The organism is Nonomuraea sp. H19, from assembly GCF_052068215.1.
Classification (GTDB): domain Bacteria; phylum Actinomycetota; class Actinomycetes; order Streptosporangiales; family Streptosporangiaceae; genus Nonomuraea.
In genome coordinates, this window is the sequence record NZ_JBQHCV010000030.1 from 54,585 (window position 1) to 67,022 (window position 12,438).

Below are 12,438 nucleotides of genomic sequence, written 5' to 3' on the forward strand. Positions count from 1 at the left end.
TCATTCTTCAGTATTGCCGAACGATTGTTCCATATTTCGTCATTGATGAGGCCCGGCGGTGAACGCGACGATGTGTCGGCAAGCCGACGATCGCAGGGAGAACGATGGCGAACACAAAGCACGGTGAACAGATCGGCGCCCACGGGCGGGCAGGTGACCGCACCGAGTACGGATCTCACGGCCGACAGGGCGATTCCGGCCGCCAAGCACCTCAACCACCGGGCCCGCGGCCGGTGACCGGCATGTGGGCGATGGTTCCCCGGCTGCTCGGCGACAACCACTACCTTGTGCTGGCCACCGCTGATCGCCAAGGGCAGCCGTGGGCCACTCCCGTCTTCTTCGCCGCCCGCGATGAGGATCGGCTCGTCTGGGTGTCGGCACCGGACAGCAGGCATTCCCGCAACCTCACCGAACGTCCGGACGTGGCCATCACGGTCTTCGACTCTCACGCGCCCGTAGGCGGTGCCGAGGCGCTTTACCTCGAGGCGACCGCCGGTCCCGCCGACGACCCCGTCGCGGCGCTGACACTGCTCAACGCCCGCCTCCCCGCAGGCAAGGAACTCACCGGCGACGACCTCGCGCCGTCCGGCCCTCTGCTGGCCTACTGCGCCGACGTGCGGCGGCACTTCGTCCTGATCAGGGGAGGGGATTCACGCTTCGACAACGTCACCGACACACGACTCCGCGTCACCCGCACCCGATAGAAGTCCCGGCCATGACTGCTGGCATCCCGCGTGGAGCGTCGGCGACAAGCTGCATACCGATTTTGAGATCCGTTGTCCGGACAGGCAAGGAGGCCCACCATGGGCAAGCTCATATACTCGATGATCACGTCGCTCGACGGCTACGTGAGCGATACGGACGGCGACTTCGGCTGGGGCGGCCCCGAGGAGGAGTTGCACGAGTTCATCAACGAGCACGGGCGATCGATCGGTACGTACCTCTACGGCCGCCGGATGTACGACACGATGGTCTACTGGGAAACCGCGCACACGGTGCCTGACCAGGCGCCGTTCATCCTGGAGTGGGCGCGGGTCTGGCAGGCCGCCGACAAGATCGTCTATTCCGCGACGCTGCACGAGGCAGTCGGCGAACGGACCCGGATCGAGCGCACGTTCGCCCCCGAGGCAGTGCGGAAGCTGAAGGCCGAGGCCGACCTCGACATCGCCGTCGCCGGGCCGCACCTGGCGGCGCAGGCGATCCGGGCCGGGCTGGTCGACGAGTACCACCTCTTCGTCCGGCCGGCGATCGTCGGCGGCGGCAACGCGTTCTTTCCGGACGATGTGCGAGTCGACCTGGCACTGCTGGACGAGCGGCGCTTCAGTGACGGCACGGTCTATCTATGTTACGGCGTCAAGGACATCGCGTAGGGGTGAAGCGCCTGCGCCAGGACACCATCCAGGCGAAGTAGCGGCAGTGATCGCCAACCTGTCACACGCAGTTAAACCGCTCATTGCCGCAGGTCATGGGCTATTTCGTTGGAAATTTCATCTCGAGGCACCCAGAACTTGCGCCGGTCCGCCACATCAGCCCCTCTACTGAACAGGAACAACACGCCTATTCAATAGGGAAGTGGTCGATGAGGATCTCGGGTTGCATGTCGAGGCGTGCGCGTACCTGGCGGGGCTGCGCGCGGCGGGCCGGGCGTTCAACACCGAGAAGACCTACGCCGGCCGGATCGCCTTGTACTTGTCGTACTGCCTGAGCCACGGCCTGGACTGGTCGAGCCCGAGCCTGGCGCAGCTGATGGCGATGACGCTCCGTAATGAGCGGTGAGATGGGAGGCGTTGCGTGGCGGGCTACCGGCGCACCCTGCGTCCCCGAGTGCCGGCGAAGATCTCCCATTACGCGGCCGGCAAGCAGGTGATCTTCCTGACCAGCCGCGCACACACGCCGCTGGCTGCAGCAGCTCGCGTCCGCGCCTATTACGCAGGTGGATCCCCGGGCCGGTCACACTCTCGGGGTGAGCGGCCGATCACCCTAGATGCCACGGGTCTGGTACGTGCAGCCCGGGTCGGAGGAGGCGCTCGTGTCGAACCGGACACCGAACCTCACGAACACCTGGTGCGCCTTCGGCCTGATCACTGAGATGTTCCGCGAGCCCGTCTTGCCGCCCTCGTAGTTCGCCGCCTGAGCACACGGCGCGCCCAGACCGCCCCGTGAGCGCCCTGGCAAGTTCGGCGCCGGCCCCATGGTGAGCGGCCACGATGACCGGACCCGTAACGAGCAGGCGGTGGTGACTCCGAACAGCGGGGCTGGCTCGGATGGACCCGGCGGCGGGAATCCGAGCCAGCCCCGATTCGCGCGGCCGTCCCCATGGTTAGCGTCACGTGGGAGGAGGTGCCCAGTGGAGTTCGAATGGCCGTTCACCGCTCGCAGGTCGGAGCTGGAGTTCGTCGCCTCGGGGGCGATCGTCGTCGGGGAGGCCGGAGTCGGCAAGAGCAGGTTGCTGCGTGAGGCCGTACGGCGCGACGGCGGCGGCCTCATGACCGTCGCGGCCGAGCCCAGCGTCCCGTTCGGCGCCTTCGCGCACCTGCTCCCAGCGGAGATCCCGACCAATCCGCTGCGCCGGGCCGCGGAGATCCTCGGAGAGGCGGCCACGCTGCTCGTCGTGGACGACGCACACCTGCTGGACGACTGGTCGGCGGCATTGGTCCGCCACCTCCTCGTCCACCACGGGACCACCCTCGTGGCCGCCGCCCGTACAGGAGCCGCGCTGCCCGGCGCGCTCTCCGCGCTGTGGCGCGACGGACTGGTCAGGCGGCTCGACCTGCTCCCGTTGACGCAGCACGAGATGACGGCGGTGCTCGGTGCCGCCCTCGGCGGCAGGGTGGAGGTCTCGACGACGAGACGGCTGTGGCACGCCACCCGGGGCAACCTCCGGTTCCTGCGGGAGCTGGTGGCCTCAGGCCGGGCGAGCGGAGCGCTGGAGCCGAACGACGGCGTCTGGCGCTGGACCGGTGACCTGGCGATGAGCTCGCGGTTCAGCACACTGATCGAGTCGGTCATGGGGCCGCTGGACGACGCCGAGCAGGAGGTGGTGGAGCTGGTGGCGTTCGGCGAGCCGGTGGACGCCGCGGTGTTCGCAGGCGCGCCGGCGCGTGCCGCGACCGAGCGCCTGGAACGGCGGGGCGTGCTCGTGACCAGCGCGAACGGCACGTCTGTGTCGGTGCGGATGGCGCATCCCCTCTACGGTGAGGTCGTCCGCCGGCGGGCGGGCGCGCTCAGCGTGCGCGGCCGCCTGGGCCGGCGGATGGGGCCGCGGTCCGGCTTGGAGCCGGGCCGTCAGGACCTCACCCTGCGGGAGCGGGACATCGCTCAACTGGCCTCATGGGGGCTGTCGAACAGGGAGATCGCCGAATGCCTGGTCCTCTCACAGCGCACGGTGGGCAACCATCTGTGCCGGATCTACCAGAAACTGGGCGTCTCCGATCGCCGCGCGTTGTGCGTCTGACCCGCGCGCGGCCGGGCCCTGGTGCTGGCACGGATGCCGCGCCGGGCCGGACGTGTCACGATCGAGGCGTGGACCGCGGCGTGCTCATCGTTGACGATCACCAAGGCTTCCGGACGTCGGCGCGCGCCCTGCTGGAGGCCGACGGTTTCGAGGTGATCGGCGAGGCGGCGACCGGGGCGGAGGCCGTCGGGGCGGCCGCGCGGCTGCGTCCCGGCCTCGTCCTGCTGGACATCCAGCTTCCCGACCTGGACGGCTTCGCGGTCGCCCGGGCGCTGGCCGCCGCGCCCGAGCCGCCCGACGTGGTGCTGATCTCCAGCCGGGAGGCGGTCTCATACGGCCCCCGCCTGCGTGCGGCGGCCGCGCGCGGCTTCCTGCCCAAGCACGAGCTGTCCGGCCCGGCCCTGCGCGCCCTGCTGGACTGAGCCATGACCGCACGGTGGGCCGTCCTCCTCGTGGCGCTCGTCGCCGGCTTCGCCTCGGAGGGGGTGGTGCTCGGCTGGTCGGATCCGGCCAGGTGGGTGCCGGATCTGGTGGCGGGCGTGGTCCTGACCGGTTCTGGCCTGGTCATGTGGCCGCTCAGCCGGGGCGCCGCCGCCCTGCTGATCGTCTCCGGCTTCGCCTGGTTCGCCGGCAACCTCGGCCCGGCGTTCTGGTACTGGCATCGCGGGCCGATGGTTCACCTGCTGCTCGCCTTCCCAGGCTGGCGGCCTGCCTCACGCCTCCGGTGGGTGGTGATCGCGGCCGGTTACGTGACGGCCCTGGCGCAGCCGATCTGGTCCAGCCCGGCGGCCGACGTCGTGCTGGTGACCGCGCTGCTCCTGCTGCGCGTCCACACCGCCGCCGGCCGGCGGGAGCGGGTCGCCGCCCGGGCGACGGCGGCCTTCGCACTGATCGTGTACGGTGCCGCCGCCACCCGCCTGATCTTCCCTGCCGGGGATGCGGCCGCCTTCGTGACCCTCGCCTACCAGGCCGTCGTGGCCTGCATCGCGGTCGCGCTGACCCGGACGGCCCGGCGCAGGGACGACGAGGCCGTCACGGACCTGGTCGTCGAGCTCACCCAGCGAGGCTCGGGGACGCTCCGCGACGCACTCGCCGACGCCTTGGGCGACCCGGGACTCCACGTGGGGTACTGGCGCGACGGCGACCCCGCCGACCAGGCCGGCACCCGCATCACCCGGTGCGACGGCGACTACATCGGCCAGGACGGCGTCCCCATCGCCCTGCCCGCCGCCGGCCCGGGCACGGAGGCGGCCACGTTCGTCTCCCATGAGGGCAGGCCGTTCGCCGTGCTCGTCCACGACCGGTCGGTGCTCACCGACCCCGCCCTCGTCGCGGCCGTCGCCACCGCCACCCGCCTGACCGCCGCGAACGCCGCCCTCCAGGCCGAGATCCGGGGCCGGCTCGCCGAGCTGTCGGCCTCACGCCGCCGCCTCCTCGTGGCCGCCGACGACGAGCGCCGTCGCCTGGAGGAGTACCTGCACGAGGGCCCCATCCGCCGCCTGTCGGCTCTGCGCGAGGCCCAGCCGGACCTCCCTCACCTGCGGGAGGCCATCGACGAGCTCGGCGACTTCGCCCGTGGGTTGCATCCGCGCGAGCTGGCGGACGGGCTCGCCCCGGCGCTGGCTGCACTCGCCGCTCGCTCGCCGGTGCCCGTCCGGGTCGGCGTCGCCGAGGGCCGTCTGTCTGCCGAGCTGGAGGCCGCCGTCTATTACGTGTGCGCGGAGGCGCTGGCCAACCTCGCCAAGCACGCCCGGGCGTCCGCGGCCGCGATCGAGGTGTCGCGGCGGGGCCGTACCTGCCGGGTGGAGATCAGCGACGACGGCGCGGGTGGCGCGGATCCGGCCGCGGGCAGCGGCCTGCGCGGCCTCGCCGACCGGATCGAGACCTTCGGCGGCCGGCTGACCATCACCTCGCCCATCGGCCAGGGCACCCGGCTGGCCGCCGAGCTCCCGCTCGACGGCCAGGGATAGCGGTCATCCGATCTTCTCCCAGGACTCGGACGTCCAAAGCCTCCAGCCGAAGGGGTCCTCCGCGGCGGTCTTCCTGTCGCCCTGCTGGTAGTCCAGGAACCGGAGGAACCTGCCGTCCAGGGTCCACGTCGCCGTGAACAGCCACCAGTCCTTGGGGCCGCAGACCCCGTCGAGCTGCAGCTTGATCCGGCCGTCCGTGACGGAGTAGGGCCCGCCGCACATCCGCTCTCCCTCGGGACCGCGCCACAGCCACGTGCCGTCCTTGACGATCAGGGTGTTGACGCCGCCGTGCCGCAGCGCGGTACCCCGGGTGACGCCTGCTTTCGAGAACTCCTCGGCGGAGATCTCCACGCGATAGACGCCCTCCGGGAACGGCCCCGGGTCGCGGCTCGGCCCAGCCTTGGGTTCTTCCCGTTCGCCTGTCCCGCAGGACAACGCCTGCGGCTGACCTGCCTTCATCTCACGGATGCGGCCGATCAGTTCCTTGGTGACGGCGTCACGCTCCAGCTCGGCGTACACCGGCCGCACCGCTTTCTCCAGGGCCTGGAGGTCGGCGGCCGAGGCGAGCACGACCTTGCCGCCTTTGCCGCAGTACCGCTTGGCCTCCTCCGCCTCGCTGGGCAAGCGCTCCAGAGACCAGGCGGACACGCTCCGGGCCGCGTCCGTCAGGACCTTCCGCTGGTCGGCGGGGAGGCGGGAGAGCACGTCGCTCCTGATCACCAGGGAGTTCACCTTCGGGAAGAAGACGACGTTGCCCGTCGCGACCATCGACGTGAAGTCGGTCGCGAATGTGTAGCTCGATTCGATGCCGCGCAGGGACCTGTCCGCGAGTGCCCGGTCGAGTGCGATGCCGTCGTCGGCGTAGTCGTCCGGCTTGGCGCCCAGGGCCCGGAGCATGGCGTAGACCGTGGCCGAGTTGGGCGCCGCGACGCCTCCGCCCGCGTAGTCGGCGAGCGACACGAGCGGCCCGTCGTACCCGAACGGCCGCCGCATGCCCTCGGGCAGCAGCCCGAGCCCGGTGAGCCCGATCTGCTCCAGGCCCTTCATCATCCGCCCGGAGAGGTCGCCGGACAGCACCCGGCGCACGTGCTCCTCGGTCGTGATCAGGAACGGGGCGTTCAGCGCACGCAGGCTCGTCACGCCCTCCGTGTCCCAGGCCCGCGACGGGATCAGTCCCATGTCGAGCCGGCCCCCTGTGATCAGGCGAGCCACCTGCTGGTCCCAGTCGTCGGCGCTCTCACCCACCGCCTGCCAGCGCGGCTGGATGCGCAGCCGGCCGCCTGACTTCGCGTTCACCTGCCGCGCGAACTCCTGGATGGCGTCCGCGGACGGGCGTCCCGGCTCGTCATCGGTGCCGATGGTCAACGTCTTCACGCTCGTGCCCGCCCCGGCCTTGTCCACGCCGCCGGACGGCGCCGCGCAACCGGCGGCGAGCACGGCGGCGAGCACGGCGGCCAAGGCTGCCGCGGCAATTCTGACGCCCTTCATCCTCCACCCCTCCATTTCGCGGACTGCCGGTGACTGTAGGGGCGCGGCCGGTGGAGCACATCGCGGCGAGCCACAACACCCGTTGGCGGGCGAGTCCGTGCTGGCACCGATGGTGGCCGGGACTCGGTGGTGTGACAATCGGCCTGTGCGGGTCATGCTGCCGATTCTGGCGCTCGCGTACGCGGGCGCGACGTTCGCCGTGTTCACCGGCCTGGAGCACACGCACACCACCTACGCCGCGATGTCGCCCGCCGCGGCGGCCGCCACGTTCACGGCGGGGCTGGGCCTGCTGGCGGCGGGCAGCCTGCTCTGGCTCCGCCGCGAGAGCGTCACCGGCGCTGCCGCGATCGCCGCGGGCGCGTGCTGGCTGGCCCAGATCTGGGCGGGCTGGGCCGCGGGGCCGCCGATCGTCAAGACCCTGGGCGCGGCGGCCATCCCGTTCGTCCTTCCCGCCGTCGCCCACGTGGCCGTCCGGGGACGGCCGGCGGTCGCCGGCCATGTCGTCACGGCCGGCGCCGTGCTCGCGTGGGCGCTGGTCTACGATCCGTTCCTCGATGTGTTCTGCTGGCGTACCTGCTCGCGCGAGAACGTGCTGCTGGTGCGCCCGTGGCCGGAGGCGGCCCGGACGCTCGATGTGGCGCTGGCGGTCTTCGCGGTGGTGTTCGGCCTGGTGATCGCGTGGGTGGCCATGGCCGGGTTCGTCCGCATGTCTCCGGCGGCCCGGCGTGCCGGAGGAGTGGTGCTGCCGTCATGCGCGGTGGCCGCGGCGGCGTGGGCGGGGTACGGGGCGGCGCGCCTGGCCGGTCCGCCCGAGTTCCCCTTCCAGCCCCCTCCACCAGGCCGTCTTCTTCGCCGTGGCGGCCGGGCTGAGCATGGTCGCGGGCTCGGCCGGCTGGGCTGGGGCGCGCGCGTGGCTGCGGCAGGCGGCCGTGACCCGGCTTGCCCAGGCGCTGGGCGCCGCGCCGCCGCCCGGGTCGCTGGAGGCGGCGTTACGCAGGGTGACCGGCGATCCGTCGCTGAGCGTGGCGTACTGGCTGCCGGTCTCCGGCCGGTACGTCGACTCCACCGGCGCCGCGGTGAGCGCGGCCCCGCAGGCCGGCCAGGTCGCCACCTCGGTGGTCAGGGACGGTGTGCCGATCGCGGTGGTCTGTCACGATCCCGGCGGGCGGGAGCTGACCGAGCGCATCGGCGCGGCCGCCCGGCTGGCGATCGAGAACGAACGGCTGCGTGCCGAGGTGCTAGCCCAGGTGGCGGACCTGCGGCGATCCCGGGCGCGGGTCGTGGAGGCGGGCGACGAGGCGCGCCGGCGGCTGGAGCGCGACCTGCACGACGGCGCGCAGCAGCGTCTGCTCGCGCTGACGTACGGAATCCGGCTCGCCCTGGCCGACGCCCCCGGCGACGCCGCCCTCTCGCATGCCCTCGATGAGGCCCAGGCCGCGCTGCGGGAGCTGCGCGAGCTGGCGCACGGCATCTTCCCCGCCATCCTGCACGAGGCCGGGCTCGGTCCGGCTCTGTGGTCGCTCGCCGATCAGGCTCCCGTTCCCGTCGAGGTCGGCGATGTGCCCGGGGAACGGCTCGCGCCCGCCGCAGAGCAGGCGGTGTACCTGCTGGTCAAGCATGCTTCGGAGGTGGCCGGCGGGCCGCTGTCCGTCGCGGTGCTGGAGGAGGACGGGACGCCGTCCCTCCGGATCGACGGCCGGGTCCCGCCCGTCCCCGGCCACCTGGCCGACCGCGTCGGCGCCCTCGGCGGGCGGCTGACCGTCACCCCGGACCGCCTGGAGGCGAGTCTCGGCCGCTGACAGCGTGGCGGCAGGCGGCTACATTCGACTCACCCTCTGCGAGTGGAGATCTCATGCGTGTGGTCGTGGCCGATGACTCCCTGCTGACCCGCGAGGGCATCGTTCACCTGCTGAACAGGTCCGGGTTCACCGTGGCCGGCCAGGCCGGCACCGCCGGCGAGCTCCTGGCCCTGGTCAACGCCGAGAAACCCGAGCTCGTGGTGGTGGACATCAGGATGCCGCCGACGCATACCGACGAAGGTGTGGTGGCGGCCGAGCGAATCAGGGCGGACCATCCCGTGACCGGGGTGCTGGTGCTGTCGCAGTACGTGGAGCCGCGCTACGCCCTGCGCCTGCTCGAAGAGCACCCCGAGCAGGTCGGCTACCTGCTGAAGGAGCGCGTCTTCGACCCCGCCATCCTGGTCGACGCGCTGCGCCGCCTGGCCGACGGCGAGACCGTGATCGACCCGACGATCGTGTCCAGGATCCTCGGCCGCCGCCGGATCAAGGACCCGCTGCACGCGCTGACCGGCCGCGAACGGGAGGTGCTCGGGCTGGTGGCGGAGGGCCTGTCCAACAAGGCCATCGCCGCCCGGCTGACCATCACCGAGCGCACCGTCGAGGCGCACGTGGCCCAGGTGTTCGCCAAGCTCGGGCTGGCCGACGACGCAGGCTCGCACCGCCGCGTCCTCGCCGTCCTGGCCTTCCTCCGCTCGTCCGACGCTCACTGAGGACGTCCGATCACTGCTGTGACGCGTGCCTCGACCAGCGGATGGACGTCATCTCACACACCTCCAGCGGTTCGGACGCGCGCGATCAGGCGCGATGTCCGCCGGGGAGGCGGTGCAGGGGGACGGCGTGCGGGTCGCCTCCCCCGGGCTCGGCGCACCGGTTCCCGCCGCGCTCCGCTCCACGCTGGCATCGCCGGAATGAGGCTCACGACGGCATCGTCAGGTGGGCCGACGGTGCCGCCGGCGTCCGCACCAAGGCGTGTTCCTGGGGAGGTGGGCGGCGGGGCCGGTGTCGTCGCAGGGGGCGCGGACTACGGCCTGGGCGTCGCGCACCGCGGCTTCCCACTACTCGTGGAGGCCGTTCCGCCAGCCGCGGCGGCGGTTAGGCCGCCGGGGCAGACCGTAGGAGATGACGACGATTCGGGGTGTCAGCAAAGGACGTAGGGGTCGCGGGCGGGACGGTCGTTGACGCCGCCGCGGATGAAGATGTCGGAGATCCACCCCACCGACTCGTAGTAGCCGTCGCCGTCCCGGTCGAAATTGATTTTTGACCAGTAGAAGTTCGTGTACGGGCCGTAAGTCGCCCGGTCGCCCGCCGTGGTACAGGTGTACGGGTAATTGCCGGCGTCGATCTGCCAGATGGCCGAGCCCCCGGTTGGCGAGTTGCGGACGTTCACGTCGGTCCCCCACGTGCTCACCCACAACTGGGCCGAACCCGCGGACTGGATGGAGCCCGCGGACGCGCTGGTCGCGAACCCGGCCTCCCCGACCAGCACCGCCCCCGCAACCACCGCGAGAACCTTCCGCCATAACCGCATTCCAGCCTCCTATCGTTTCAAGCCTCGCCCACAACATCCGTCGGCGGCGAGGTGCCGAAGCCGCCGGCCTCAGCACGGACGGCATGCACTCCGCCACTTTCGCCCTTCTCCCACCGGCGTCATATGAGATGCGGGATCAGTAAAAATTGTGGTCTTTGTCCTATCTCGCCGTCCACCCTGTGAATGCCGAAAACTCAACCGCCCGCAGCCGGTACGAGATCCGCACAGAAATGTCTGCGCATTCATCCGCGACCGCCGCGCCGGCGAAGCAAAGGGTTAGACGGGCCTGCCACGCCAATCCCGTCGAAATGCGACATCCGATTCCATCATTACCCAAAAGGAGACAGGAATGCGCAAGTCGCACAGAATCGCTGTACCCGCCGCGCTGTCGGCCGGGCTGCTGATGTTCCCGGGCGCGCTCACCTCTTCCGCGTCGGCCGCATCAGCCTCGACCACCGGCTCAGCGACCATGATGACGCTGACCCTGGACGGCGGCAGCTGCGAGCCGCTCTCGCGGCGATTCCTCTGCTCGGTTGCCTTCAGCGGTGCGGCCGCGCCGATCGCCGTCCGCTGGTTCGTCAACGGCAATCACGTGCCGGCGTACGACAACAGAAGTTTCGTGGGGATCGGCTGCCAGCCGACCTTCAGGTACGACATCCGGGCGGTGATATCCGACGCCACCGGGGCGTCCGTCGAATTCCGCACCTCCGCGGTCTGCCGGTCCGGCAACCCGTGACACTTCGATCCCCCCGCCTTCGCCGGCGCATCCACCGCGAGGTCGCCGCGGAACCAGTACCGGCACGAGCTCACGAACGACCCGGAGGAGTCCTGCGGTCGGCCTTGCGAAGCAGGTTTCCGTGTCGTCCCGCAACCCCGGCCGTCAAGGCTTCCGTCCCTCCTCCGGGGCTCGCCGCGTCCCACTCGGCCGCGCGGGTGACGCAGGGCGTGGTCGATCCCCCCGCGGCGGAAGCGCCGGGTGTTCACGGTCGTCACCGTCCAGTGAGGAGAGCGGAGATCCTTCATCCCGCCCAAGCCTCCTTGCCGGTGGTGACCGGGCCGCCGGTCTTCACCGATTCCTCGATGGCCAGGCTGATCAGGTGGTCCTGGCAAGCCTCGGCGAGCGGGTACGGTGGCGGGCCCTCCTGGCGTACCCAGGCACCCATGCGCTCGAGGATGTCCGCGACCGCGATGTCGTCGTCGGACCGGGACGCGCCCTCGAACGGGTTGCGGTAGACCACCCGCCCGTCGAAGCTGATGTGCTTGAGGTCACGCAACTCCAGGTTGAGGTCCACGCCGGTCTCCCGCCGGATCAGCCGAGACTCCACCGGCGTCATGGGGTCGACCAGCCGGACCACCCGATCGTCAACCAACTCGCCGATCGAGCCGCGCACCACGACGCGCCGCATCCGCAAAGGATTCCACCACTGGTTGTCGGTGAAGTCGTACAGGCCCATCTTGCCGTCGAAGTCGAGGGTGGCGATGGTCGTGGTCAGCCGTTGCGGCCTGTCGTCACCAGTCCACCCGTCGAACCCCAGCGGGTTCGCGAGCGGCGCCTCAAATGCGCCGGCACGTACCTCGGCGGCGTCGAACCCGATGCCCAGCAGGCCGCGGATCAGCGACACCGCGTGGTACAGATGGGTCGAGGAGACCTGAACCGAGGTCGGCTCGCCGATCACGCCGTCCCGGACGAGCGCCAGCCGGGCCGCGTGTCCGGGCATCAGCAGGTACTGCTCGGCCACCTGGACCAGACCGGTGCTCCCCACGTCCCGCCACAATGATCGCAGCCCGGCCAGGTCCGGCGCGGGTGGCGTCTCAGCGAGGACCGGCATCTGGTGCCCGACCACCTCGCGGATTGCGTCCGGCATCGCGGCCCATGGCACCGCCGCGGCGATGTAGTCGGGTCGCTCATGCCGGAGCAGCTCGTCAACCGAGCGGAAGGCCGGCACGCCCCACTCGGCGGTGACCTTGCTGCCGCGATCCGCGCTGCGGGTCACGACGCCGCTGACCCGGAGCCGGTCTGGCATCACAGCGGCCAACCGCAGGAAGAACCGCGTCCGCCGCCCGCTGCCGATCGCGCCGAACGTCGTGGTCATGAAAGCCGGACCTCCTCGGGAGCCGGAGCGATCCGGCTCCGGAACAGCGTACTCGGCAAGCTCTGTCATCTGCTCGACCCGTTCGGGCCTGGTGATGCCGCCCGTC

The 12,438-nt window shown here is 71.2% G+C and carries 14 protein-coding genes; 9 read left to right on the forward strand and 5 right to left on the reverse strand.

The window, feature by feature from the left end; all coding sequences use genetic code 11:
* Positions 1 to 104 precede the first annotated feature (104 nt).
* The 6 genes from ACTMTI_RS45920 (at position 105) to ACTMTI_RS45945 (ending at position 5,424) form a co-directional block, all read left to right on the forward strand.
* Positions 105 to 704, forward strand: a complete 600-nt coding sequence (locus ACTMTI_RS45920; RefSeq protein ID WP_441127157.1) for a pyridoxamine 5'-phosphate oxidase family protein — start codon at positions 105 to 107, stop codon at positions 702 to 704.
* Positions 705 to 803: 99 nt separating this feature from the next.
* A complete protein-coding gene (locus tag ACTMTI_RS45925; protein WP_441127158.1) occupies positions 804 to 1,370 on the forward strand; it encodes a dihydrofolate reductase family protein in 567 nt (188 codons plus the stop codon).
* A 202-nt stretch (positions 1,371 to 1,572) separates the two neighbouring features.
* Complete coding sequence (locus ACTMTI_RS45930; RefSeq protein ID WP_441127159.1) at positions 1,573 to 1,776, forward strand: hypothetical protein; 204 nt, start codon at positions 1,573 to 1,575, stop codon at positions 1,774 to 1,776.
* A 571-nt stretch (positions 1,777 to 2,347) separates the two neighbouring features.
* Positions 2,348 to 3,454 carry a LuxR C-terminal-related transcriptional regulator gene (locus tag ACTMTI_RS45935; protein WP_441127160.1) on the forward strand — a complete coding sequence of 369 codons (1,107 nt, stop codon included), beginning with the start codon at positions 2,348 to 2,350 and terminating at the stop codon, positions 3,452 to 3,454.
* Between the two features lie 68 nt (positions 3,455 to 3,522).
* Entirely contained in the window at positions 3,523 to 3,876 is a 354-nt protein-coding gene (locus ACTMTI_RS45940; RefSeq protein WP_441127161.1) for a response regulator, read from the forward strand.
* 3 nt (positions 3,877 to 3,879) lie between these two features.
* Positions 3,880 to 5,424 carry a sensor histidine kinase gene (locus ACTMTI_RS45945; protein WP_441127162.1) on the forward strand — a complete coding sequence of 515 codons (1,545 nt, stop codon included), beginning with the start codon at positions 3,880 to 3,882 and terminating at the stop codon, positions 5,422 to 5,424.
* A 3-nt stretch (positions 5,425 to 5,427) separates the two neighbouring features.
* On the opposite strand, the gene ACTMTI_RS45950 is transcribed toward ACTMTI_RS45945, so the two are convergent.
* The 3 genes from ACTMTI_RS45950 to ACTMTI_RS45960 form a co-directional block, all read right to left on the reverse strand.
* Complete coding sequence (locus tag ACTMTI_RS45950) at positions 5,428 to 6,912, reverse strand: TRAP transporter substrate-binding protein (protein WP_441127163.1); 1,485 nt, start codon at positions 6,910 to 6,912, stop codon at positions 5,428 to 5,430.
* Positions 6,913 to 7,143: 231 nt separating this feature from the next.
* Positions 7,144 to 7,419 (reverse strand): hypothetical protein, encoded by a 276-nt coding sequence (locus ACTMTI_RS45955; RefSeq protein ID WP_441127164.1) that lies wholly within the window; start codon positions 7,417 to 7,419, stop codon positions 7,144 to 7,146.
* A 30-nt stretch (positions 7,420 to 7,449) separates the two neighbouring features.
* Positions 7,450 to 7,620, reverse strand: a complete 171-nt coding sequence (locus ACTMTI_RS45960) for a hypothetical protein (RefSeq protein ID WP_441127165.1) — start codon at positions 7,618 to 7,620, stop codon at positions 7,450 to 7,452.
* Between the two features lie 146 nt (positions 7,621 to 7,766).
* Here ACTMTI_RS45960 and ACTMTI_RS45965 point away from each other — a divergent pair, with 146 nt between their 5' ends.
* Both ACTMTI_RS45965 and ACTMTI_RS45970 read left to right on the forward strand, forming a co-directional pair.
* Positions 7,767 to 8,711, forward strand: a complete 945-nt coding sequence (locus ACTMTI_RS45965) for a sensor histidine kinase (RefSeq protein ID WP_441127166.1) — start codon at positions 7,767 to 7,769, stop codon at positions 8,709 to 8,711.
* A gap of 53 nt (positions 8,712 to 8,764) precedes the next feature.
* Entirely contained in the window at positions 8,765 to 9,421 is a 657-nt protein-coding gene (locus ACTMTI_RS45970; protein ID WP_441127167.1) for a LuxR C-terminal-related transcriptional regulator, read from the forward strand.
* Between the two features lie 428 nt (positions 9,422 to 9,849).
* On the opposite strand, the gene ACTMTI_RS45975 is transcribed toward ACTMTI_RS45970, so the two are convergent.
* The gene (locus ACTMTI_RS45975; RefSeq protein WP_441127168.1) at positions 9,850 to 10,239 is read right to left on the reverse strand and encodes a hypothetical protein; all 390 of its coding nucleotides are present in this window, start codon (positions 10,237 to 10,239) and stop codon (positions 9,850 to 9,852) included.
* A 349-nt stretch (positions 10,240 to 10,588) separates the two neighbouring features.
* Here ACTMTI_RS45975 and ACTMTI_RS45980 point away from each other — a divergent pair, with 349 nt between their 5' ends.
* Positions 10,589 to 10,975, forward strand: coding sequence for a hypothetical protein (locus ACTMTI_RS45980; RefSeq protein ID WP_441127169.1), 387 nt, complete (start codon positions 10,589 to 10,591; stop codon positions 10,973 to 10,975).
* Positions 10,976 to 11,258: 283 nt separating this feature from the next.
* On the opposite strand, the gene ACTMTI_RS45985 is transcribed toward ACTMTI_RS45980, so the two are convergent.
* Positions 11,259 to 12,332 carry a Gfo/Idh/MocA family protein gene (locus ACTMTI_RS45985; protein ID WP_441127170.1) on the reverse strand — a complete coding sequence of 358 codons (1,074 nt, stop codon included), beginning with the start codon at positions 12,330 to 12,332 and terminating at the stop codon, positions 11,259 to 11,261.
* Between the last annotated feature and the right edge of the window lie 106 nt (positions 12,333 to 12,438).